The organism is Streptococcus sp. 27098_8_76, from assembly GCF_041432315.1.
Lineage (GTDB): Bacteria > Bacillota > Bacilli > Lactobacillales > Streptococcaceae > Streptococcus.
Genome location: NZ_JAPVZI010000006.1, coordinates 112,810 through 136,969, shown reverse-complemented (window position 1 = coordinate 136,969; position 24,160 = coordinate 112,810). Strand labels below are relative to the sequence as shown.

The 24,160-nt window shown below is 42.1% G+C and carries 24 protein-coding genes; 16 read left to right on the top strand and 8 right to left on the bottom strand.

Translation table 11 applies throughout. The features are described 5' to 3' along the window. Positions 1-21 precede the first annotated feature (21 nt). The 4 genes from O3636_RS05945 (at position 22) to pepC (ending at position 3,744) form a co-directional block, all read left to right on the top strand. A complete protein-coding gene (locus O3636_RS05945) occupies positions 22-1,263 on the top strand; it encodes an aminopeptidase (protein ID WP_371642190.1) in 1,242 nt (413 codons plus the stop codon). 9 nt (positions 1,264-1,272) lie between these two features. Next, positions 1,273-1,503 (top strand): GlsB/YeaQ/YmgE family stress response membrane protein, encoded by a 231-nt coding sequence (locus tag O3636_RS05940; protein WP_371642188.1) that lies wholly within the window; start codon positions 1,273-1,275, stop codon positions 1,501-1,503. Between the two features lie 72 nt (positions 1,504-1,575). Beyond that, on the top strand, positions 1,576-2,298 hold the full coding sequence (locus tag O3636_RS05935) for a pseudouridine synthase (protein ID WP_371642186.1): 723 nt from the start codon (positions 1,576-1,578) through the stop codon (positions 2,296-2,298). 111 nt (positions 2,299-2,409) lie between these two features. Then, positions 2,410-3,744 (top strand): aminopeptidase C, encoded by a 1,335-nt coding sequence (gene pepC / locus O3636_RS05930; RefSeq protein ID WP_371642184.1) that lies wholly within the window; start codon positions 2,410-2,412, stop codon positions 3,742-3,744. A 55-nt stretch (positions 3,745-3,799) separates the two neighbouring features. Here the strand turns inward: pepC and O3636_RS05925 are convergent, their stop codons facing one another. The 5 genes from O3636_RS05925 to O3636_RS05905 all read right to left on the bottom strand — a co-directional run bounded on the left by O3636_RS05925 (position 3,800) and on the right by O3636_RS05905 (position 9,043). Next, positions 3,800-4,711 (bottom strand): PTS system mannose/fructose/sorbose family transporter subunit IID, encoded by a 912-nt coding sequence (locus tag O3636_RS05925; RefSeq protein ID WP_033676082.1) that lies wholly within the window; start codon positions 4,709-4,711, stop codon positions 3,800-3,802. A gap of 23 nt (positions 4,712-4,734) precedes the next feature. Then, positions 4,735-5,538 carry a PTS mannose/fructose/sorbose transporter subunit IIC gene (locus O3636_RS05920; protein WP_000022716.1) on the bottom strand — a complete coding sequence of 268 codons (804 nt, stop codon included), beginning with the start codon at positions 5,536-5,538 and terminating at the stop codon, positions 4,735-4,737. A 25-nt stretch (positions 5,539-5,563) separates the two neighbouring features. After that, on the bottom strand, positions 5,564-6,553 hold the full coding sequence (locus O3636_RS05915) for a PTS sugar transporter subunit IIB (RefSeq protein WP_004258131.1): 990 nt from the start codon (positions 6,551-6,553) through the stop codon (positions 5,564-5,566). A 234-nt stretch (positions 6,554-6,787) separates the two neighbouring features. Then, complete coding sequence (gene adhP, locus O3636_RS05910; protein WP_371642182.1) at positions 6,788-7,807, bottom strand: alcohol dehydrogenase AdhP; 1,020 nt, start codon at positions 7,805-7,807, stop codon at positions 6,788-6,790. A gap of 423 nt (positions 7,808-8,230) precedes the next feature. Next, positions 8,231-9,043: a Cof-type HAD-IIB family hydrolase gene (locus O3636_RS05905; protein ID WP_371642180.1), complete on the bottom strand. Its 813-nt coding sequence runs from the start codon at positions 9,041-9,043 to the stop codon at positions 8,231-8,233. A 189-nt stretch (positions 9,044-9,232) separates the two neighbouring features. On the opposite strand from O3636_RS05905, the gene O3636_RS05900 reads away from it, so the two are divergent. The 6 genes from O3636_RS05900 to folB all read left to right on the top strand — a co-directional run bounded on the left by O3636_RS05900 (position 9,233) and on the right by folB (position 15,199). Beyond that, positions 9,233-10,651, top strand: a complete 1,419-nt coding sequence (locus tag O3636_RS05900; RefSeq protein WP_371642178.1) for an NCS2 family permease — start codon at positions 9,233-9,235, stop codon at positions 10,649-10,651. A gap of 52 nt (positions 10,652-10,703) precedes the next feature. Then, complete coding sequence (locus tag O3636_RS05895) at positions 10,704-11,411, top strand: CPBP family intramembrane glutamic endopeptidase (RefSeq protein ID WP_023947032.1); 708 nt, start codon at positions 10,704-10,706, stop codon at positions 11,409-11,411. 93 nt (positions 11,412-11,504) lie between these two features. Then, the gene (gene folP / locus O3636_RS05890) at positions 11,505-12,485 is read left to right on the top strand and encodes a dihydropteroate synthase (protein WP_371642176.1); all 981 of its coding nucleotides are present in this window, start codon (positions 11,505-11,507) and stop codon (positions 12,483-12,485) included. A 1-nt stretch (position 12,486) separates the two neighbouring features. Beyond that, a complete protein-coding gene (locus O3636_RS05885) occupies positions 12,487-13,809 on the top strand; it encodes a folylpolyglutamate synthase/dihydrofolate synthase family protein (protein ID WP_371642174.1) in 1,323 nt (440 codons plus the stop codon). Then, on the top strand, positions 13,790-14,344 hold the full coding sequence (gene folE, locus O3636_RS05880) for a GTP cyclohydrolase I FolE (protein WP_004247172.1): 555 nt from the start codon (positions 13,790-13,792) through the stop codon (positions 14,342-14,344). The genes O3636_RS05885 and folE overlap by 20 nt, the downstream gene beginning before the upstream one ends. A gap of 42 nt (positions 14,345-14,386) precedes the next feature. Next, entirely contained in the window at positions 14,387-15,199 is an 813-nt protein-coding gene (gene folB / locus O3636_RS05875) for a dihydroneopterin aldolase (RefSeq protein ID WP_049535561.1), read from the top strand. A 161-nt stretch (positions 15,200-15,360) separates the two neighbouring features. Here the strand turns inward: folB and O3636_RS05870 are convergent, their stop codons facing one another. After that, positions 15,361-15,678 (bottom strand): DUF960 domain-containing protein, encoded by a 318-nt coding sequence (locus tag O3636_RS05870; RefSeq protein ID WP_000886035.1) that lies wholly within the window; start codon positions 15,676-15,678, stop codon positions 15,361-15,363. Between the two features lie 235 nt (positions 15,679-15,913). Between O3636_RS05870 and ccpA the strand changes: the two genes are divergently transcribed. Continuing rightward, positions 15,914-16,924: a catabolite control protein A gene (gene ccpA, locus O3636_RS05865; protein WP_371642172.1), complete on the top strand. Its 1,011-nt coding sequence runs from the start codon at positions 15,914-15,916 to the stop codon at positions 16,922-16,924. A gap of 53 nt (positions 16,925-16,977) precedes the next feature. Here ccpA and O3636_RS05860 read toward each other — a convergent pair whose 3' ends face one another. Beyond that, complete coding sequence (locus O3636_RS05860; RefSeq protein ID WP_261042598.1) at positions 16,978-17,940, bottom strand: asparaginase; 963 nt, start codon at positions 17,938-17,940, stop codon at positions 16,978-16,980. A gap of 65 nt (positions 17,941-18,005) precedes the next feature. Between O3636_RS05860 and O3636_RS05855 the strand changes: the two genes are divergently transcribed. Continuing rightward, positions 18,006-19,394, top strand: coding sequence for a Cof-type HAD-IIB family hydrolase (locus O3636_RS05855; RefSeq protein ID WP_371642169.1), 1,389 nt, complete (start codon positions 18,006-18,008; stop codon positions 19,392-19,394). A 45-nt stretch (positions 19,395-19,439) separates the two neighbouring features. Here O3636_RS05855 and O3636_RS05850 read toward each other — a convergent pair whose 3' ends face one another. Beyond that, positions 19,440-19,892, bottom strand: a complete 453-nt coding sequence (locus O3636_RS05850; RefSeq protein WP_000079148.1) for a universal stress protein — start codon at positions 19,890-19,892, stop codon at positions 19,440-19,442. A gap of 161 nt (positions 19,893-20,053) precedes the next feature. On the opposite strand from O3636_RS05850, the gene O3636_RS05845 reads away from it, so the two are divergent. The 4 genes from O3636_RS05845 to O3636_RS05830 all read left to right on the top strand — a co-directional run bounded on the left by O3636_RS05845 (position 20,054) and on the right by O3636_RS05830 (position 24,108). Beyond that, a complete protein-coding gene (locus O3636_RS05845; RefSeq protein WP_371642168.1) occupies positions 20,054-20,356 on the top strand; it encodes a hypothetical protein in 303 nt (100 codons plus the stop codon). A gap of 156 nt (positions 20,357-20,512) precedes the next feature. Beyond that, positions 20,513-21,727 (top strand): pyridoxal phosphate-dependent aminotransferase, encoded by a 1,215-nt coding sequence (locus tag O3636_RS05840; protein WP_000666453.1) that lies wholly within the window; start codon positions 20,513-20,515, stop codon positions 21,725-21,727. A gap of 144 nt (positions 21,728-21,871) precedes the next feature. Then, entirely contained in the window at positions 21,872-22,006 is a 135-nt protein-coding gene (gene rpmH / locus O3636_RS05835; RefSeq protein ID WP_000831905.1) for a 50S ribosomal protein L34, read from the top strand. A 137-nt stretch (positions 22,007-22,143) separates the two neighbouring features. Further along, positions 22,144-24,108 carry a peptide ABC transporter substrate-binding protein gene (locus O3636_RS05830; protein ID WP_000748912.1) on the top strand — a complete coding sequence of 655 codons (1,965 nt, stop codon included), beginning with the start codon at positions 22,144-22,146 and terminating at the stop codon, positions 24,106-24,108. Positions 24,109-24,160 lie beyond the last annotated feature (52 nt).

Genomic DNA, 24,160 nt, shown 5'->3' with positions numbered 1-24,160 from the left:
AAATAGAAAAGAGAAAACAACATGGTTTTACCAAATTTTAAAGAAAATCTAGAAAAATATGCGAAATTGTTGGTTGCGAACGGAATTAACGTGCAACCTGGTCACACTTTGGCTCTCTCTATCGATGTGGAACAACGTGAGTTGGCTCACTTAATCGTCAAAGAAGCTTATGCTTTGGGTGCGCATGAGGTTATCGTTCAGTGGACAGATGATGTCATCAACCGTGAGAAATTCCTCCACGCACCGATGGAGCGTCTGGACAATGTGCCAGAATACAAGATTGCTGAGATGAACTATCTTTTAGAGAACAAAGCTAGCCGTCTTGGGGTTCGTTCATCTGATCCAGGTGCCTTGAACGGAGTGGATGCTGACAAGCTCTCAGCTTCTGCCAAAGCTATGGGACTTGCCATGAAGCCAATGCGTATCGCGACTCAATCTAATAAGGTTAGCTGGACTGTAGCAGCAGCTGCTGGACTTGAGTGGGCTAAGAAAGTCTTTCCAAATGCTGCGAGCGATGAAGAAGCAGTCGATCTCCTTTGGGACCAAATTTTCAAAACTTGCCGTGTTTACGAAGCAGATCCTGTTAAGGCTTGGGAAGAGCATGCAGCTATCCTTAAGAGTAAAGCTGATATGCTCAATAAAGAACAATTTTCAGCCCTTCACTACACAGCGCCAGGAACAGATTTGACACTTGGTTTGCCGAAAAACCATGTTTGGGAATCAGCTGGTGCTATTAATGCACAGGGCGAAGGCTTCTTGCCAAATATGCCGACAGAGGAAGTCTTCACAGCGCCTGACTTCCGTCGTGCAGATGGTTATGTAACTTCTACAAAACCGCTTAGCTACAACGGAAATATCATTGAAGGCATTAAGGTGACTTTTAAGGATGGACAAGTCATAGATATTACTGCTGAGAAGGGTGATCAGGTCATGAAAGACCTTGTCTTTGAAAATGCGGGTGCGCGTGCCTTGGGTGAATGTGCCTTGGTACCAGATCCAAGCCCAATTTCTCAGTCAGGCATTACCTTCTTTAACACCCTTTTCGATGAGAATGCTTCAAACCACTTGGCTATCGGTGCAGCCTATGCGACTAGCGTCGTTGGTGGAGCAGAGATGAGCGAAGAGGAGCTTGAAGCTGCGGGGCTTAACCGTTCAGATGTTCACGTGGATTTTATGATTGGTTCTAATCAGATGGATATCGATGGTATCCGTGAGGATGGGACACGTGTACCACTCTTCCGTAACGGAGATTGGGCAAATTAAGGAGATAATATGTTAGGAAGTATGTTCGTTGGTCTCCTAGTGGGATTTTTAGCAGGTACTCTGACCAATCGTGGAGAGCAAATGGGATGTTTTGGAAAAATGTTTCTAGGCTGGATTGGTGCCTTTATAGGCCACTTGCTTTTTGGGACTTGGGGACCTATAATAGCAGGAACTGCCATTATTCCGGCAGTACTAGGTTCCATGATTGTCTTAGCAATTTTCTGGAGACGAGGAAGTTAATTTCTTAAAACTGAAATGAAAAGGAGGTTGGTCATTGAACCAGCCTCCTTTTGAGTATGATATAATAGTTCTATGAGATTAGATAAATTTTTAGTTGCCTGCGCTGTGGGGAGCCGGACTGAGGTCAAAAACTTGCTCAAGGCTGGGCGCGTGACGGTAAATGGTAAAAAAGAAAAGTCAGCTAAATTGCAGATTGATGAAGAAATAGATGAGATTCGCTTTGATGGGCAAGTACTGGAGTATGAAGAGTTTGTCTACTACATGATGAACAAGCCCCAAGGGGTTATTTCAGCGACTGATGATCCCAAGCACAGAACCGTTCTGGACTTGCTGGATGATATTGCTCGTAGCAAGGAAGTTTTCCCAGTAGGGCGCTTGGATATTGACACGCATGGTCTTTTGCTCTTGACCAATGACGGCAAGCTGGCTCATGCTCTTCTTTCGCCCAAGCGTCATGTGGACAAGACTTATCAGGCTCAGGTCAAGGGAATTATGGCCCAAGAAGACGTGGAGACATTTGCTGAGGGCATTCCGCTCAAAGATTTTACCTGTCAACCCGCTAGACTGGAGCTTGTGTCCATAGATACAGAAAAGAATCAAAGCCAAATCCGTGTGACCATTGCAGAAGGGAAATTTCATCAGGTCAAGCGTATGGTGGCCTACTGTGGTAAGGAAGTAGTAGACTTGCAACGCTTGACTATGGGAACGCTAGTATTGGATGAGAACTTAGAACGAGGGGAATGGCGTCGCTTGACCAAGGAGGAATTGGAAAATCTTCTTGCTAGTATTGCTTAATTTTGTTTATATTCGAAAAAGGTGAGGCAGAATATCCTTGCCTTTTATGTTTTTCAGTTGCTTCCTTTGTGAAAAGAGTTATAATAGACTGTAGAATAAAAGGAGGAATCTATGAACGCGATTCAAGAATCATTTACTGATAAACTATTTGCCAACTATGAAGCAAATGTAAAATACCAAGCGATTGAAAATGCTGCTAGTCACAATGGAATTTTTGCAGCCCTAGAACGTCGCCAAAGCCATGTAGATAACACACCTGTTTTCTCATTGGATTTGACCAAGGACAAGGTAACCAACCAGAAAGCGTCTGGTCGTTGCTGGATGTTTGCAGCCCTTAACACTTTCCGCCACAAGCTCATCTCGCAATACAAACTAGAAAACTTTGAGTTGTCACAAGCTCATACTTTCTTCTGGGACAAGTATGAGAAATCAAACTGGTTCTTGGAGCAAGTCATTGCGACTGCAGACCAAGACTTGACGAGTCGTAAGGTTAAATTCCTACTCCAAACTCCACAACAAGACGGCGGTCAATGGGATATGGTCGTTTCTCTCTTTGAGAAATATGGTGTCGTGCCTAAGTCAGTTTATCCTGAGTCTGTTTCATCTAGCAGCAGTCGTGAGCTAAATGCAATCCTTAACAAATTGCTTCGTCAAGATGCTCAAATCTTGCGTGACTTACTAGCTTCTGGCGCAGGCCAAGCGACTGTTCAAGCTAAGAAAGAAGACCTCCTGCAAGAAATTTTTAATTTCCTTGCAATGTCACTAGGTCTCCCACCACGTAAATTTGACTTTGCTTATCGTGATAAAGACAATAACTACCAAAGCGAAAAAGGTATCACTCCACAAGAGTTTTACAAGAAATATGTCGACCTTCCATTAGAAGACTACGTTTCTGTGATCAATGCTCCAACTGCTGATAAACCATATGGCAAATCATACACAGTTGAGATGTTGGGAAATGTCGTTGGTAGCCGTGCAGTTCGCTATATCAACGTACCTATGGAACGCTTGAAAGAATTGGCGATTGCTCAAATGCAAGCAGGAGAGACTGTTTGGTTTGGTTCTGATGTCGGCCAGCTCAGCAACCGTAAAGCGGGAATCCTTGCGACAGATGTTTATGACTTTGAATCAAGCATGGACATTCAACTCACTCAAGACAAGGCTGGACGTTTGGACTACAGCGAAAGCTTGATGACCCACGCCATGGTCTTGACAGGTGTTGATTTGGATGAAAATGGCAAAACAATCAAGTGGAAAGTTGAAAACTCATGGGGAGACAAGGTCGGTACAGATGGTTACTTTGTTGCTTCAGATGCTTGGATGGACGAATACACTTACCAAATCGTTGTCCGTAAGGAATTGCTGACAGCAGAAGAACAAGCTGCCTATGAAGCAGAACCAATTGTACTCGCACCATGGGATCCAATGGGTGCCTTGGCCGAATAAAAGTATAGAAAAAAGGAATCAGATTTTAGAACCTGATTCCTTTTAAGTTGCTTGATTACATGATGTGAAGAACATGTGCCACAATACCCACTGCGAAGAGTGCAAGGATAATAGTGATTGGAGATACTTTTTTCTTAAGCAAGTACATGCAAAGGAAAGTAAGGAGTAGTCCTGATAGTCCAGGGATCAACATATCCAAGTTTTGTTGGAAAGTAGTAACTTTTTCAGGTGTTTGAGACAATCCTTGTCCTACTTGTGCGAATGCTTCTTGAATACCTTTAGATCCTTCTGGCAATTTATCCCAATGGATATAAGCCTTTTCATCTAGTTGAACTTTGGCAACATCGAAAGCAAATTTAATATTTACCCAACGTTGAACAAGGACAGCAAGAATGAACATACCAAGGATAGAAGCTCCTTTAGTGATGTCTTGAAGGATACCGCCAGACATATCTTTAGTGATTTCTGATCCAGCCTTGTATCCAATCTCTTGTGTATACCACAAGAATGACATACGAATCAAGTTCCAAAGAACGAAGAAGAGGATTGGACCTAAGATATTACCAGTAAGGGCAAGTGAAGCACCGAGTGATCCAAGGATTGGGCGTACTGTAAACCAGAATACTGGGTCACCGATACCAGCAAGAGGTCCCATCATACCGATTTTAACCCCTTGGATAGCAGCGTCATCAATTTCAACACCGTTAGCACGTTCTTCTTCAAGTGCAAGAGTAACCCCCATGATTGGAGCGGCTACGTATGGGTGAGTGTTGAAGAACTCAAGATGGCGTTCAAGAGCAGCGATTTGATCTTCTTTTTTAGTGTAGAGTTTTTTAAGAGCTGGAATTAATGAGTAAGCCCAACCCAAGTTTTGCATACGTTCATAGTTCCAAGAACCTTGTAAGAAAGTTGAACGCCACCAAACTTTTTTACGATCTGATTTAGTTAATTGAAGTTTTTCAGTCATGATGTTTTCAGTCCTTTCTTATCTTAGTAGTCTTCTAGGATATCGCCGATTGGGTCGTTAGAAGTTGCGGCTCCACCGCCACCGTTTCCACCAGTTTTAGAAAGGTGAAGGTAGATAAGAGCGATAGCAACACCGATAGCACCAAATCCGATTAGAGTAATATCTGACACGGCAGCAAGCACGAAACCGATAGCGAAGAATGGCCATACTTCACGAGTTGCCATCATGTTGATAACCATAGCGTAACCGACGGCAACGACCATACCACCACCGATAGCCATACCATCTTTAAGCCAATCAGGCATAGCATTTAGAATGCTTTGTACGGTTTCAGTTGGTACCATTAGAAGGAGTGCTGCAGGGACTGCAATACGAAGACCTTGAAGAAGAAGTGCGACAAAGTGAGCACGTTCAACTGCTTTGAAGTCACCTTTTTTAGCAGAAGCATCAGCAGTGTGAACCAATCCGACAGAGAGTGTACGGACAATCATAGTCAAGAATAGACCAGCAACTGCAAGAGGGATAGCAACCGCTTGGGCAACACCGATACCTGTCTTAGTAAAGTCGCCACCAAGAACCATGATAATGGCAGCAGCAACAGAAGCAAGAGCAGCGTCAGGAGCTACGGCAGCTCCGATGTTAGCCCAACCAAGGGCGATCATTTGAAGAGAACCACCAAGGATAATACCTGCTTCAAGGTTACCAGTAACAAGACCGATAAGGGTACAAGCTACGATTGGTTGATGGAATTGGAACTGGTCGAGGATACCTTCAAGACCTGCTAGGAAGGCTACAACGACTACTAAAACCATAGAAATAATAGACATCTTTAAAATCCTTTCATAAAATCGATTATTGCACGTTTGCTTTGTTGATCAAGTCAAACAAATCTTTTTTGGTGTCGTTTGGTACTTTACGTACGTCAAATTCAACACCAAGGTCACGCATTTTTTCAAATGTAGCAACGTCTTCTTTATCCATAGACAAAACGTTGTTAACCATTGTTTTACCAGTTGAGTGAGCCATTGATCCAACATTAAGAGTTTTGATTGGCACGCCACCTTCGATAGCACGAAGGGCATCTTGAGGTGTTTCAAACAAGATAAGGGCATGTGTTCCTCCGAAGCGAGGATCTTTTGCAACGTCGATTAGTTTTTGGATAGGAACAACATTTGCTTTCACTTTACCTGGAGCTGCTTGTTTAATCAATTCTTTACGTAATTCGTCTTTAGCTACGTTATCTGAAGCAACGATAATACGGTCTGCTTTTGAATCTGGAGTCCAAGCAGTTGCAACCTGACCGTGAAGTAAACGAGTGTCTAGACGGGCAAGGTTGATTTTGAGTTTACCGTCTCCGATGACAGTTCCTTCTGGAATAGCAGCTTGGGCAACTGGAGCAGCTGCAGCGCTTGCTACTTCCTCAACTGGGTTTAGCTCTTCTGGAAGAGCTTTGATGCCATCTTTGGCTTCTTTAATGATATTAGCAGCGACTTTTTCTACACCTGCAGCAGCGTCCATGAGGCGCTCTGTGTAGGCTTGAATTAACATCGGTAAGTTAAGTCCTGTGATGATGGCAAACTTACGCTCAGGATTTTCTCCCATCACGCGGCTAGCTTGGTTAAATGGAGATCCACTCCAAAGGTCAGCCAAAACTAGAACCTCATCTTCTGCGTCAAATGCAGCAACAGCGTTATTAAACTTAGCGTATAGATCATCAGGACCTTCATTTGGCATAAAGGTTACAACTTGAACCTTTTCTTGTTCACCAAAGATCATAGATCCTGACTGATGAATACCCGCAGCAAATTCGCCGTGGCTCGCAATAATGATTCCGATACTCATTATTGTCATTCCTCCTTTTTTGTTTTAGTTTTCGTTTAAGAAAACTTTAAGACTTTTTAAGTATAAACCGTTTTCATCTAAAAATCAACTATTTATCATAAAATAATTAAAAAGATTACATCTGAAAATATTGATATATTGAGTTTTAGAGAAGTTTTTTTGAATCCTTATTTAAAAATTTAATATAAAAAAGTTGGAAGCGTATTCCAACTTTTAAAATAGGTTTTTATTAGATTAGTGGGTGAAGTCGAGTACCATACGTCCTTGAATTTGACCTTTTTCCATTTCGTCGAAAATGGCTACAGCATCTTCTATTGGACGTTTTTGAACAACTGGAACTACCAAACCTTCTGCACCGAATTGGAAGGCTTCTTCCAAGTCTTTACGAGTTCCAACAAGAGAACCGATAACTTGGATTCCATCGAGGACTGTTTTGACGATGCTGAGTTCCATCATTTCAGAAGGAAGACCGACAGCGACGACGCGACCACCAGCACGAACGGAGTCAACAGCCTGGTTGAAGGCAACTTTAGATACAGCAGTTACGACAGCTGAGTGAGCACCTCCATCAGTTTTTTCTTTGATTAGGCCTGGCACATCTTCGACTTCGAGACCGTTAATCACAATGTCAGCGCCTACTTCTTTTGCAAGGGCAAGTTTGTCGTTGTTGATATCAACTGCGATGACATGAGCATTGAATACTTTTTTAGCGTATTGAACAGCTTGGTTACCAAGTCCACCAGCACCGTAAAGAACAACCCATTGACCTGGTTCAACTTTTGCTTCTTTTATAGCTTTATAGGTTGTTACACCAGCACATGTGATAGATGAAGCTTGGGCTGGATCAAGTCCGTCAGGAACTTTAACAGCATAGTCTGCAGTTACGATACATTGTTCAGCCATACCACCATCTACTGAGTAGCCGGCATTTTTCACTGTACGGCAAAGGGTTTCACGGCCAGTAGTACAGTATTCGCAAGTGCCACATCCTTCAAAGAACCAAGCAACGCTGACGCGGTCGCCGACTTTAAGGCTTTTTACATCTGGGGCAATCTCTTTGACGATACCAACACCTTCGTGTCCTAGGACACGTCCTGGTACTTGACCAAAGTCACCATGGGCAACGTGGAGGTCAGTGTGGCAAACACCACAGTATTCAATTTCTACAAGTGCTTCCCCAGTTTCAAGTGGACGGAGTACTTTTTCTTCAACAGCAACACCAGTGCTTTCTGGATTTACAACAACAGCTTTCATAGCTATCCTCCTTGATATTGACCGAGAACAGGGACAACGGGACTGGATTGATTTTGTGTCAACAGAGTCGAGTGTGACGAGCTCTCTTGTATTTATATGTGAAGTATATCACAAAAGAAAGCCTTTTCCAAGGTTTTGGAGGTAAAAAATAGAACAATCGATTAACTGGTTGATGAGACTGTGAAAAGAACACAAAGACCAGCTCGCAAGCTGGTCATACTCTTCGAAAATCAAATTCAAACCACGTCAGCTTCGCCTTGCCGTATATATATGTTACTGACTTCGTCAGTTCTATCTGCAACCTCAAAACAGTGTTTTGAGCTGACTTCGTCAGTTTCATCTACAACCTCAAAGCAGTGCTTTGAGCAACCTACGGCTAACTTCCTAGTTTGCTCTTTGATTTTCATTGAGTATCAGTATGGACTATAAGAATAAGTCTTGCAGGGTTTTGGCAACTCCGTCTTGGTCATTTGTCAAGGAAATTTGCTCATCTGCATAGGGGAGTAGCTCTGGGTTGGCATTTTTCATTGCATAACCTTTCCCAGCAAAAGCAAGCATTTCGGTATCATTGTGCTCATCTCCAAAGGCAATCAAATCCTTTTTGTCACGGTTCATTACCTTGAGCAAGTAGTCCAAAGCAAAGGCCTTATTAACTCCTTTGGGTGTACACTCAAGGATATTGAGCGGACCTCCCCAGGTATTGATAGACAGTTGATGCTGGTAGAAGGCGTTCATTTCTTGTGCCAGAGCATACTTGTCACTGGCTCTGGTCTGTAACAGAATACAGTTAGGATCCTTGGTTACTAACTCAGGCTGAAATTGATCTTCAGGCTGGAAAGCTTCTACACCAAATAGCTTGGGATTAGCAATTTCTTCATTAGGATTTGTAATGTAGAATTTTTTACGGTATTCTCCAGCGATAAAATCGGCTTGAATGTCCTCTGAACGTCGAACCATATCTAGCAGATATTTTTTGTCTACAGTCAAACACTTTTCAAAGTCCCAAACTTGGTCTGGTAAATGAGTAAGGGAGCCGTTGAAATTAATCATAGGAGTGTTTAAGCCTAGCTCGCGGTAAAAATCTTTTGACATGCGGTAAGGGCGACCTGTCGTGATAATAACCTGATGGCCTTTTTCAGCAACTTTTTTAATGGTTTTTTTGGTAAAGTCAGAAATCTGACTGTCTGAGTTGAGCAGGGTTCCATCCAGGTCAACTGCAATAATTTTCTTCGTCATAGGGACCTTTCTAGTGTCTTTTCAGATAAGATGTCTACTATTATAGCAGAAAGCAGGCAGAAAAGCAGATTCGAAACAAAAAAAGAAATTTCATCAAATTCTTAAATAAATCAAACAAAGATATTGAAAAAGTGAATGATAAATGATATAATTCTATTATTGTTCGTAAAAATTAAAAGGAGATTGATAATGGACAAATTATTTAAACTAAAAGAGAACGGTACAGACGTTCGTACAGAGGTTCTCGCTGGTTTAACAACTTTCTTTGCAATGAGCTATATTCTCTTTGTAAACCCACAAATTCTTTCGCAAACAGGAATGCCTGCTCAGGGTGTGTTCCTCGCAACGATTATCGGTGCAGTTGCTGGTACCTTGATGATGGCCTTCTATGCTAACTTGCCATATGCTCAAGCGCCAGGTATGGGACTCAATGCCTTCTTTACCTTTACAGTTGTATTCGGACTTGGTTATTCATGGCAAGAAGCCCTAGCTATGGTCTTCATCTGTGGAATTATCTCATTGATTATTACCTTGACAAATGTTCGTAAAATGATCATTGAATCGATTCCAAATGCCCTTCGCTCAGCTATTTCAGCCGGTATTGGTGTCTTCCTTGCCTACGTGGGGATTAAGAATGCTGGACTTTTGAAATTCACGATTGATCCAGGAAACTATACTGCTATAGGAGAAGGGGCTGACAAAGCTCAAGCAACGATTGCAGCAAACTCTTCAGCAGTTCCAGGATTGGTCAGCTTTAATAATCCAGCTGTTTTGGTGGCTCTTGCAGGACTCGCTATCACAATTTTCTTTGTCATCAAAGGAATTAAAGGGGGAATTCTCCTCTCTATCTTGACAACAACTGTTCTTGCTATTGCAGTTGGTTTGGTAGATTTGTCAAGCATCGATTTTGCTAATAACCATGTTGGTGCAGCTTTTAAAGATTTGAAGACAATCTTTGGTGCAGCTCTTGGTTCAGAAGGTTTGGGAGCTTTGATTTCAGATACAGCTCGCTTGCCTGAAACTCTGATGGCTATTCTTGCCTTTTCATTGACAGATATTTTTGATACAATTGGTACCTTGATCGGTACAGGTGAAAAAGTTGGTATCGTAGCGACAAATGGTGAAAATCATCAATCAGCTAAGTTAGACAAGGCTCTTTACTCTGACTTGATTGGTACTTCAATTGGTGCCATCGCAGGTACTTCGAACGTAACGACTTATGTTGAGTCTGCTGCTGGTATTGGTGCAGGTGGACGTACTGGTTTGACAGCCTTGGTCGTGGCAATCTGTTTTGCGATCTCAAGCTTCTTTAGCCCACTTCTAGCGATTGTACCAACAGCCGCTACAGCTCCAATCTTGATTATTGTTGGGATTATGATGTTGGCTAGCTTGAAAAATATCCATTGGGACGATATGTCTGAAGCAGTTCCTGCTTTCTTCACATCTATCTTTATGGGATTCAGCTACTCTATCACTCAAGGGATTGCAGTTGGTTTCTTGACTTACACTTTGACTAAGCTTGTCAAAGGTCAAGCTAAAGATGTTCATGTCATGATTTGGATTTTGGATGCCTTGTTTATCCTTAACTACATCAGTATGGCCTTATAATAGGATAACCCAGGGGGATTTTCCCCCTTTTTTAATATAAAGGAGATGGGTGATGAAAGAGAAAAATATGTGGAAAGAATTATTGAATCGTGCAGGTTGGCTGTTAATCTTTTTGCTGGCGACAATTTTATATCAGATTCCTATAGGGGTTACTGCTATTTTAACTTTAAATGCAGTACCACTGTTGCAGTCAGGACTGATAGTTGCTGGTATTTCGATTGTAGTTTTGGCACTATTTATTTTTGGAGCTCGTAAAACGCAATTAGCAAGTTTTAATTTTTCTTTTTTTAGAGCGAAGGATTTGGCACGTTTGGGCTTGAGTTATTTAGTTATTATCGGGTCAAATATACTTGGTTCTATCTTGTTACAACTGTCAAATGAGACGACAACAAGTAACCAGTCTCAGATTAACGATATGGTTCAGAATAGTTCTCTGATTTCCAGTTTCTTCTTACTGGCCTTGCTTGCTCCGATTTGTGAGGAAATCTTGTGCCGTGGGATTATTCCTAAAAAGATTTTCCGAGGAAAAGAGAACTTGGGATTTGTAGTCGGTACGATTGTGTTTGCTTTATTGCATCAACCAAGTAATTTACCTTCTTTATTGATTTATGGAGGTATGTCGATTGTTCTATCTTGGACGGCTTACAAAACCCAACGTTTGGAAATGTCTATCTTGCTTCACATGATTGTTAATGGGGTAGCCTTCTGTTTATTGGCTCTTGTGGTGATCATGAGTCGGACATTAGGGATCTCTGTTTAAGATTTTTGACAATTGCTTACTTGTTTCTACTGGGAAAAAGATGAATGCAATCGTGTCCATCTTTTTCTTTTTATGGTAAAATAGAGAAATAATATGATGAAAAACCTTGAGGGAGTGACCGATATGTCAAGTAAAGCCAATCATTCAAAGACATCTATTTGCGGAATTATTAATGTAACCCCAGACTCCTTTTCGGACGGTGGTCAATTTTTTGCTCTTGAGCAGGCACTCCAGCAGGCTCGTAAATTGATAGCAGAAGGGGCTAGTATGATCGATATCGGCGGAGAATCGACTCGGCCTCGGCCGGGAAGTAGCTATGTTGAGATAGAAGAGGAAATCCAGCGTGTTGTTCCAGTGATTAAAGCGATTCGTAAGGAAAGTAATGTCCTCATTTCCATTGATACTTGGAAAAGTCAGGTGGCAGAGGCTGCTTTGGCTGCTGGTGCCAATCTAGTCAATGATATCACTGGTCTTATGGGTGATGAGAAAATGGCTCATGTGGTTGCTAAGGCTGGAGCGAAAGTAGTCATTATGTTTAATCCAGTTATGGCGCGACCTCAGCACCCTAGCGCGCTCATATTTCCTCATTTTGGTTTTGGACAAGCTTTTACAGAGGAAGAGTTAGCTGACTTTGAAACATTGCCAATCGAAGAGTTGATGGAGACTTTCTTTGAACGAGCACTAGCGAGAGCAAATCAAGCTGGAATTGCACAAGAAAACATCCTGCTGGATTCAGGAATCGGCTTTGGTCTGACCAAGAAAGAAAATCTGCTTCTTTTACGGGACTTGGATACACTACATCAGAAGGGGTATCCAATCTTTCTTGGAGTTTCGCGCAAGCGGTTTGTCATCAATATCCTAGAAGAGAATGGTTTTGAAGTCAATCCTGAGACAGAACTTGGTTTCCGCAATCGAGATACGGCTTCAGCTCATGTAACCAGTATCGCTGTGAGACAGGGTGTGGAAGTGGTGCGCGTGCATGACGTAGCTAGTCACAGGATGGCAGTTGAAATTGCCTCCGCCATTCGTCTGGCTGATGAAGCGGAAAATCTAGATTTAAAACAATATAAATAAGATGAAAGAATTTGAAAATAATCAGTGGATTGCTAACTATCGGACGGACCAACCACATTTTGGCTTGGAACGCATGGTGGAACTGTTAGCTTTGCGTGGCAATCCCCATCTCAAACTCAAGGTTATCCATATCGGAGGAACCAATGGCAAGGGCTCGACCATTGCTTTTTTGAAAAATATGCTAGAAAAGATGGGGCTGAGAGTTGGTGTTTTCAGCTCGCCCTATCTCATTCATTACACAGATCAGATTAGCATCAATGGGGAATCTATCCCAGAGGCTAGACTAGAAGCCCTCATGGCAGACTATCAGTCTTTGTTGGAAGGGGAATCGGCTACCAATTTGCAGGGGACAACTGAGTTTGAAATAATTACAGCTATAGCCTATGATTACTTTGCCTCAGAGCAAGTAGATGTGGCTATCATGGAAGTGGGCATGGGTGGGCTTTTAGATAGTACCAATGTCTGTCAGCCCATTTTGACAGGAATTACGACTATTGGATTGGACCATGTAGCCCTACTTGGTGACACCTTGGAAGCCATAGCAGAGCAGAAAGCTGGTATTATCAAACAAGGTATTCCCTTGGTAACAGGTCGTATCGCTCCAGAAGCTTTGGCTGTGATTGACCGCATTGCGGAAGGGAAAGATGTACCGAGACTTGCCTACGGGGCAAATTATCATGTCAGTCACCAAGAGAGTGTGGTAACGGGTGAAGTATTTGACTATACCAGTGCTGTCAGACAAGGTCGCTTCCAGACTGGCCTGCTTGGTTTGCACCAGATAGAGAATGCTGGAATGGCCATTGCTTTACTTGATACTTTTTGTCAAGAAGATGGGCGAAAACTAGCAAGTAATGACTTGCTTGCTCAGGCCTTGGAAGAAACAGGTTGGCCAGGGCGTTTGGAGGTCGTGTATAGAGACCCCTTGATGATTTTGGATGGGGCCCATAATCCCCATGCTATCAAGGCTTTATTGGCAACCTTGCAAGAACGCTTTGCGGATTATCATAAGGAAATTATCTTTACTTGTATCAAAACCAAGGCCTTGGAGGATATGTTGGATTTGCTGGGGGCAATACCAGATACCGAGCTTACCCTGACACATTTTGACGATAGTCGGGCGACTGATGAAAAAGTGCTGGAAGAGGCAGCTAAGTCTAGAAATCTCAGCTACCAAGGTTGGCAGGATTTTCTAGAGCAAAAATTGACAGATAAAAAAGAAGAGAAAAAAACAGTTAGGATTGTCACGGGTTCCTTGTATTTCTTGAGCCAAGTGAGAGCCTATCTGATGGAGAGGAAGAATGAAAATGGATACACAAAAGATTGAAACAGCTGTAAAAATGATTATCGAGGCTGTCGGAGAGGACGCTAACCGCGAGGGCTTGCAGGAAACACCTGCTCGTGTGGCTCGTATGTACCAAGAGATTTTTTCAGGTCTTGGTCAAACGGCGGAGGAACATTTGTCAAAATCCTTTGAGATTATTGATGATAATATGGTGGTAGAAAAGGATATCTTTTTCCATACTATGTGTGAACACCACTTCTTGCCATTTTATGGTAGAGCGCATATTGCCTATATTCCAGATGGCCGTGTAGCAGGTTTGTCTAAGCTAGCCCGTACGGTTGAAGTTTATTCGAAAAAACCACAAATTCAAGAACGTTTGAATATCGAAGTGGCCGATGCCTTGATGGAGTATCTAGGTGCTAAAGGAGCCTTTGTTGTCATTGAGGCGGAGCATATGTGTATGAGTATGCGTGGTGTCAGAAAACCAGGTACAGCAACCTTGACGACAGTAGCTCGTGGTCTATTTGAAACCGATAAGGACCTCCGAGATCAGGCTTATCGTTTAATGGGACTATAAAAAGAATCCGCTTGAAGCGGATTTTTCTAGAAAGGACTAGTTATGGATCAACTGCAGATTAAGGATTTGGAAATTTTTGCCTATCATGGTCTTTTTCCTAGTGAGAAAGAATTGGGGCAGAAGTTTGTCGTTTCAGCTATCCTATCCTATGATATGACCAAGGCGGCTACAGACTTGGATTTAACGGCTTCTGTCCATTATGGAGAACTGTGTCAGCAGTGGACGACTTGGTTTCAGGAAACGACTGAGGATTTGATTGAAACGGTAGCCTATAAACTTTTGGAACGTACTTTTAAGGCTTATCCTCTTGTCCAAGAAATGAAGTTGGAACTGAAAAAACCTTGGGCGCCAGTGCATTTGCCACTAGATACTTGCTCGGTAACCATTCATCGCCGCAAGCAACGAGCCTTTATCGCCCTAGGAAGCAATATGGGGGATAAGCAAGCAAACTTGAAACAAGCCATTGAGAAAATGCAATCTCGTGGTATCCATATTCTCAAAGAGTCTAGTGTCTTGGCGACAGAGCCTTGGGGTGGTGTGGAGCAAGATAGCTTTGCCAATCAAGTGGTTGAGGTGGAAACATGGTTGCCTGCCTCAGTTCTATTAGAAACCTTGTTAGCCATTGAGTCAGAGATGGGACGGGTGAGAGAAGTATATTGGGGGCCTCGTTTGATTGATTTGGACTTGCTCTTTGTAGAGGACCAGATCCTTTATACAGACGACCTCATCTTGCCTCATCCTTATATAGCAGAACGCCTTTTTGTACTTGAATCTTTGCAGGAAATTGCGCCTCATTTTATCCATCCTACCTTAAAGCAACCGATTCGCAACTTGTATGATGCTTTGAAAAAATAGAAAAAACTCTAGTTTTCAGTCACTTGCAACTGAAGGCTAGAGTTTTTATACTCTTCGAAAATCTCTTCAAGCCACGTCAGCTTCCATCTGCAACCTCAAAACAGTGTTTTGAGAAGCCTGCGGCTAGCTTCCTAAGTTTGCTCCTTGATTTTCATTGAGTATTAAAATAGGTCATTTTCTTCTGGGAGGAGGATAGTTTCTCTACCGTCCATATCTAAAACCAGTACTCTCGGGGGATAAAGAGGGTCAAAAGGATGGTTAAAGTCAAAATCAATAGCTGTAGGGAGGTGTTGACTTGAAAAATGGAAGGTAATTTTTCCTTGGTTATTAAGCAATTGAAACTCGAGTTCTTCTTCCAATTCAAAGACATTTTTTAAGAAATGGTCGATGATATACCAAAAAGAGTCAATAACATCATCAGGCAAGCTGGTAACAATACCAAAACTAGCAGACCTCATGTGGGTATTGGTAAAAGCCATATCTCTTCCCCCTTCTTTTCCCTTATCATACAGCAAATAGGATTAAAAATCAAGAAAAGGTGATTTTTTCTTTATAAACATAGTTTTCTATGAAATTTTTTTCAAACAATCTTCAAAAAATGCTTGAAAGTGTTTACAAATAGTGATAAAATGGAATAAGTAGAATCATGAAAACGAAATTTTCATACCGCCTCTTTTTGGAGTCTCGTGAGGTATGATATAGAAAGGGAATGAAATGAATACAGACGATACAGTAACGATTTATGATGTCGCCCGTGAAGCAGGAGTTTCAATGGCGACGGTTAGCCGTGTAGTCAATGGCAATAAGAATGTAAAAGAGAATACTCGTAAAAAAGTGCTTGAGGTGATTGATCGTTTGGATTACCGTCCAAATGCAGTGGCGCGTGGTCTTGCAAGTAAAAAGACAACCACTGTCGGTGTTGTGATCCCCAATATTACCAATGGTTATTTCTCAACGCTTGCCAAAGGGATTGATGATATCGCTGAAATGTACAAGTATAATATCGTCCTTGCCAATAGTGATGAGGATGATGACAAGGAAGTTTCAGTGGTCAATACACTGTTTTCTAAGCAAGTGGATGGTATTATCTTTATGGGCTACCACTTGACTGAAAAAATTCGTTCAGAGTTTTCTCGTTCTCGGACACCAGTTGTTCTTGCAGGAACTGTGGATGTAGAACATCAGCTTCCAAGTGTCAATATTGACTACAAACAAGCAACGATTGATGCAGTAACCTACCTTGCTAAAGAAAATGAGCGCATTGCTTTCATTAGCGGTCCATTAGTGGATGACATCAATGGTAAGGTTCGTTTGGTTGGCTACAAGGAAGCTTTGAAAAAAGCAGGGATTTCTTATAGCGAAGGATTGGTATTTGAGTCTAAATACACTTATGAAGATGGCTATGCCTTGGCAGAACGCTTGATTTCATCAAATGCAACTGCAGCAGTTGTAACAGGTGACGAGCTGGCAGCAGGTGTCTTGAACGGTCTTGCTGATAAGGGTGTGTCAGTACCAGAAGAGTTTGAAATCATTACTAGTGATGATTCACAAATCTCACGCTTTACCCGTCCAAACTTGACAACTATTGCCCAACCTCTTTATGACCTTGGCGCCATTAGTATGCGTATGTTGACTAAGATTATGCACAAGGAAGAGTTGGAAGAACGTGAAGTTCTCTTACCTCATGGTTTGACAGAACGTCGCTCAACACGAAAACGTAAATAGAAAAAATCAGGGAATCGAGAAGATTTCCTGATTTTGCTTTCTGGAGAAGAGACTTAGCCTTCCATATAGTCTTTCAAAGCCTGTCCTGTTAGTCCGGCATTGAGGGCAATGAGGAGTTTCAAACGGGCTTTTTGGGCGTTGAGTTCTTTAACAAAGAAAACACCTGCCTTTTGCAACTGTATGCCCCCACCTTGGTAGGCATAAACAGGTTCTGCAATACCATTGAAACATCGGGAAACCAGGGCGACTGGGATTCCTTTTTGCAGAAGGCTTTCTAATTTTTGAGCCGTTTCTTTGGGAATATTACCAGCTCCGAAGGCTTGGATAATCAAACCGTCCAATTGTTCCAAATCCAGCATATCAATCAGCTCATCTGTCATACCAGCATAAGCAGAGATGATAGGGACTAATCCTTGTATGTGATCAAGGTCAAAGCGAACACGAGGTTCAGCTGTTTTAAAGTAGAGGATTTCCTGTTTCATGATGAGACCAAGGGGGCCATGTGTTGGGGTCTGGAAGGTACTGACATTGGTCGTATGTGTTTTGGTAACATACTTGGCAGCATGGATTTCATCGTTCATAACAACCAAAACCCCTTTGTCAGCAGCTCTGTCATCGCTAGCCACTCGTAAAGCACTCAGATAATTATAAACACCGTCGCTGCCGAGTTCGTTGGAGCTACGCATGGCTCCTGTTAGAACGATAGGCATATGGGGAACTTCCATGGTATCAAGGAAATAGGCTGTTTCCTCTAAAGTATCGGTTCCGTGTGTGATAACCACCCCATCGTAATTATCTGCTTCCTCTTTAATTTTTTGGTAGAGGGCCAGCATATGTTTGGGTTTGATATGGGGGCTTGGTAGGTTAAAAAAGTCTAGGGCGTGGACTTGGATTCCTTCAAGTGGGTTGGACACATGGTTCATGGGATTATCTGAACTAGTCACAACAGCGCCAGAAGCATCGGCCTGCATGGAAATAGTCCCACCTGTATGTAAAACAAGGATTTTCTTAGGCATGATTTACTCACTCTTTCTGAAATGTGGTATAATCATTGTATCACAAAAGGGGAGATTGGGATAGGATGGAAGTCAAAGCTGTTTTTTTTGATATCGATGGAACCTTGGTCAACGATCGCAAGAGTGTTTTGAAATCCACTAAGGACGCGATTAAGATTGTCAAAGAACAAGGGGTGTTGGTTGGTGTAGCGACAGGGCGAGGACCTTTTTTTGTTAAGGAATTGATGGACGATTTGGATTTGGACTTTGCGGTAACCTATAATGGCCAGTATATCTTTACTAAAGACAGAGTCTTGTTCACGAGCCCAATTTCCAAGTTACATTTGCGCCAGCTCATTACATATGCTAAAAAAGAGGGCAAGGAGATTGCATTAGGGACCAAGGATGCCATGCTAGGTTCTAAAATCATGTCCTTTGGTTTGGGTTCTTTTTCCCAACGAATCAGTCGCTTCGTTCCCTCTGTTTTAACTCGGACAGTGAGTCATTCCTTTAATCGTATGGTCAGCAAGGTTGTTCCCCAAAAGGAAGAAGACCTGCTTCATCTGATGAATCAGCCTATCTACCAAGTTTTGATGCTGATGACACCAGAAGAATCTGAGAAGGCGGCAGCTGATTTTGAAGACTTGAAATTGACACGTAGCAATCCTTTTGCAGCGGATGTCATCAATCAGGGAAATTCTAAATTGGAAGGTATTCGCCGAGTTGGGAAAGAATATGGCTTTGACCTCAACCAAGTCATGGCCTTTGGTGACTCAGATAATGACCTTGAAATGCTGGCTGGTGTCGGTATGTCGGTCGCTATGGGAAATGGTAGTAGCAGTGTTAAGGAAGTTGCCAAGCACATCACCACTAGCAATCAGCAAGACGGAATCCACAAGGCCTTGGAACATTTTGGTGTTTTGTCTTCGGAAAAAGTCTTTGTCAGCCGTGACTATCATTTCAATAAGGTCAAGACCTTCCACCACATGATGGATGAACGAACCCAAGAAGAACCTCGAGCTTGGGATTTAGAAGGTGCAACCCACAGGGCTGGCTTTAAAATAGAAGAATTGGTGGAGTTTGTTCGAGCAGCCAGTCCTTCTGAAGAGGACTTTGGTCAAGCTCTATCGCAACTTCATCAGGCTCTTGATAAGGCGGCAGATAAAGTAGCTAAGAAGACGCCTGCTCAGCAAGATTTGGTAGGGCAAGTGGATGCCTTGATTGACACACTTTACTTTACCTACGGTAGTTTTGTCTTGATGGGGGTGGACCCAGAACGTATTTTTGATATTGTTCATCAGGCTAATATGGGGAAAATTTTTCCAGATGGCAAGGCTCATTTTGATCCAGTGACCCATAAAATCTTAAAACCAGATGATTGGGAAGAAAAATATGCTCCAGAACCTGCTATTAAAAAGGAACTGCAGCGCCAGCTCAAGGCTTATGAACGCCATAAAGAGAGAAATAAATCGTAAACAAAAAGTAAATAAAAAGGAGCTGGGGGCTCCTTTTCTTCGTGATTATAAGGTTTTTTCTTGTTCTCTCACCACCAGCAAATCAACCTTAGCATGGCGGAGGATGTATTCAGATGAAGAACCGACCAAGAGGCGTTCAAAGGCGTTGAGACCAGTTGCACCAACGAGGATGAGGTCCACTTCTTCTGCATCTGGAATAGTACGTGCCAGTAGGGTCTTTGGATTTCCCATTTCAATGACGATATGAACATCTGCCACCCCAGCATCTTTAGCACGTTTTTCGTACTCTTTCATCAGACTTTCAGCGTCGACTTGGAGTTCTTCGTAAACTTCAGCATCAAAGGTGGATACGCTTTGGAGAGCGCGTGTGTCAATGACATGTGCGATGGTGAGTTTAGCGTCGTTTCGTAGAGCAGAATGAACTCCCTTGACAAAAGCCAAGTCTGCTTCCTTAGAACCATCGATTGCGACCATAATATTTTGGTAACGTTGTGCCATAATGAAACCTCCTGAAATTTTCTTACTATTATTGTAAACCTTTTCACTATAGAAGTAAAGCAAAAAAAGTATTTTTCAAAAGAATGTTAGTGCTTAACATCTATATAAATATATGATAAAATAAAAGAAAGGACAGCAGGAAAGAAGTGAAGGGAGGGAGAATGATGAAAAACTCTTTTCAAGAAACAAAAAAATCAAATTTCCTTTATTATGGAATCATCTTAGTTTCAGTCTTGGTAGAAGTTGTCATGATCTGGCAATTAGAGAGTCTGGTACCGTTTCTTTATCCAGGGTTTATCGGATTTTTAGTCTTTCATGTACTCTACCATCTAATCTTATTTCTGGTTGCAAAACGAAGTGGTCGCTGGGGTTACTTGATGATATGGGGGCTTTTCCTCATGTTCAATCTTCTTTATGACTCTTTTTTAGGTTTGCTTTTTCTAGGTTTATCTTTTGGTATGTGATCTGTCTTTGGCAAAATACCTGCTATCTCCCCTGTCTTGACCTTGCTTTTAGTGAGGTTTTTCTTCTATCCGAACCTAGTAACCCATTTCAGTAAACTTGTCGCATTCTCTTTCTAGTGGTATAATGTTACTATCCTGACGAATTGAGGAAACAAGATGAAAGAATATAACAAGTCTAGTAAGTTAGAGCATGTTGCTTATGATATCCGTGGCCCTGTTTTGGAAGAAGCCATGCGAATGCGAGCAAACGGAGAAAAGATTTTACGTCTGAATACAGGAAATCCAGCAGAATTTGGTTTTACAGCGCCAGATGAGGTCATTCATGACTTGATTATGAATGCGCGTGATAGTGAAGGTTACTCTGACTCCAAAGGGATTTTCTCAGCCCGTAAGGCCATCATGCAGTATTGCCAATTGAAGAAATTCCCAAATGTAGATATTGATGATATCTACCTTGGAAATGGTGTCAGTGAGCTGATTGTCATGTCCATGCAGGGGCTTTTGGACAATGGGGATGAGGTCTTGGTGCCTATGCCAGACTATCCTCTCTGGACAGCGGCTGTCAGCCTAGCTGGAGGAAATGCCGTTCACTATATCTGTGATGAAGCTGCAGAATGGTACCCAGATATTGACGATATCAAGTCAAAAATCACTTCCAATACCAAGGCAATCGTCCTTATCAATCCAAATAATCCAACTGGAGCCCTTTATCCTAAGGAACTCTTGTTGGAGATTATTGAGATTGCCCGTCAAAACGATTTGATTATCTTTGCGGATGAAATTTACGACCGCATGGTAATGGATGAACATGTGCATACGCCTGTGGCGAGCTTAGCACCAGATGTTTTCTGTGTCAGCATGAATGGTCTGTCAAAATCCCACCGTATCGCTGGTTTCCGTGTGGGTTGGATGGTCTTGTCTGGACCTAAGGCACATGTAAAAGGCTATATCGAAGGGCTCAATATGCTGTCCAATATGCGCCTTTGCTCTAATGTTTTGGCCCAACAAGTCGTACAAACTTCCTTGGGTGGCCACCAGTCGGTCGATGAATTGCTCCTTCCCGGTGGACGAATTTACGAGCAAAGAAATTTCATCTACAATGCCATTCAAGATATTCCAGGTTTGTCTGCCGTTAAACCCAAGGCTGGGCTCTATATCTTCCCTAAAATCGACCGCAATATGTACCGTATCGATGATGATGAGCAATTTGTCCTTGATTTCTTGAAGCAGGAAAAGGTTCTCTTGGTTCATGGTCGAGGCTTCAATTGGCAGGAACCAGACCACTTCCGTATCGTTTATCTTCCTCGTGTTGATGAACTAGCCCAAATCCAAGAAAAAATGACTCGTTTCTTGAAACAGTATCGCAGATAGGGCTTACATCTGAAAAAGCTGGAAACATTTGCCTTGAGCTATTGACAAAAGTGAAAGAATCAGATAGAATAGTAAAGTATGTTTAGTAACTGATCACTTTATAGCCGGCTAAACGAATACAAAATCTATGAGGAGGTATTCATCGTGAAACGTACTTATCAACCAAGTAAACTTCGTCGTGCGCGCAAACACGGATTCCGTAACCGTATGTCAACTAAAAACGGTCGTCGCGTATTGGCAGCTCGTCGTCGTAAAGGACGCAAAGTTTTGGCTGCATAATCCAAACGAACTATAACAAAAATCAGTAGGAACTCGAGTCTACTGATTTTTATTTTTGTAAAAAAGTTCAAAAAGGCTTTATATTTTTGCTTAAATGGTGTATAATATTTCACATACTGTAAAAATGGAGAATAATCATGAAGAAATCAAAAGTTATGCTTTTTGGAGCTATGGCTTTGACAGCAGGTCTAGCTCTAGCGGCATGTGGGTCTTCCCAATCAAGTAGTGCAGACAAGACTTACTCTTATATCTTTGTTAGCAACCCAGATACCTTGGATTATATTACCTCTACACGAGACTCAACATCTAGTATCACAACCAACTTGATTGATGGTTTGTTGGAAAATGACCAGTATGGCAATCTCATTCCATCTATGGCTGAGTCGTGGACTGTGTCAAAAGATGGTTTGACTTACACTTATAAGATTCGTCAGGGAGCTAAATGGTACACTTCTGAAGGAGAAGAGTATGCGGATGTAACAGCTCATGACTTTGTGACTGGTCTTAAGTATGCGGCGGATAAAAAGGCTGAAAACTTGTATTTGGTGCAAGACTCTATCAAGGGGCTAGCAGATTATGTTGAAGGGAAATCATCTGATTTTGGAACTGTCGGTGTTAAGGCGGTGGATGATTACACGCTACAGTACACCCTCAACCAACCTGAGACTTACTGGAACTCTAAAACTACAGCAAGTATCCTTAATCCTGTAAATGAAGCCTTCTTGAAGTCTAAGGGAGATGACTTTGGAAGTGTGACACCATCAAGTATCTTGTCAAATGGTCCTTACTTGTTTAAATCTTTCTCATCAAAATCTTTGATTGAATTTGACAAAAACCCTAATTACTGGGATAAGGACAATGTCAAAATTGAGAAAGTGAAACTCTCTTTCTTTGACGGTTCTGACCAAGATAGTTTGGCGAGAGGATTTTTGGAAGGCAACTACACAGACGGACGTATCTTCCCAACAAGTTCAGTCTTTGCTGAACTCAAGAAGGGGAATGAGGACAAGATTACCTACACACCACAAAACTCAGTTACTTTCTACTATCTTTTCAACGTGAATCGTCAAAGCTACAAGCAAACTATGAAACAGTCTGATAAGGAAAAGACAGATTCACGCGCAGCTATGCAAAATAAAGATTTCCGTCAGGCTATCAACTTTGCCTTTGACCGTCATGCTTATGCAGCGCAGACAAATGGTGAGGATGGAGCAGACCGTATCTTGCGTAACACAGTTACACCAAGTAACTTTGTCCAAGTTGGCGATAAGAACTTTGGTGATATTGTCAATGAGAAAATTGTCAACTACGGTAAAGATTGGGCAAATATCAACCTAAACGATGGTAAGCAAGCCTTCTTGAATCCTGAAAAGGCCAAAGAGAAGTTTGCTAAGGCCAAAGAAAGTCTGCAAGCTCAAGGAGTAACCTTCCCAATTCATTTGGATATGCCAGTTGACCAGACTGCTAAGTTGGATGTGCAACAGGCTGGATCGTTCAAACAAACAGTGGAAGAAACTCTTGGTAAGGAGAATGTAGTTATCGACGTTATCCAACTTTCTCCAGATGAAAAAGACCAAGCAACCTACTTTGCAGATACAGCAGAACAAAAAGACTACGACATCGACATCTCAGGATGGGGTGGAGATTACTCAGATCCTAAGACTTACCTAGCCATCCTTGATCCAGAGACAGGTTCTCAGTTGAAAAACATGGGCTTGTCTGAAGGAAAAGACAAGGAAGTTAAGGACAAGATTGGTCTTGCTGACTACAAGAAACTCTTGGATCAGGCTGATGCGGAAATCACAGATACTCAAGCTCGCTATGAAAAATATGCTGAAGCCCAAGCTTGGTTGACAGATAGCGCCCTCTTCCTACCAGTTCAAAGTGGTGGAGCCAACCCAATCTTCCGTAAGACTGTGCCGTTTACAGGTCCATTCTCATTCGTTGGACACAAAGGAGATGCTGACAACTATAAATATGTTGAACTGCAAAAAGAGGCAGTAACTGCTAAACAGTACCAAGAACTCTATGAAAAATGGCTAAAAGAAAAAGCTGAGTCAAATAAAAAAGCTCAGGAAGATTTAGCTAACCACATTCAATGATATTCCTAGTCATGCTTTTCAGTTAATACTCTTCGAAAATCTCTTCAAACCA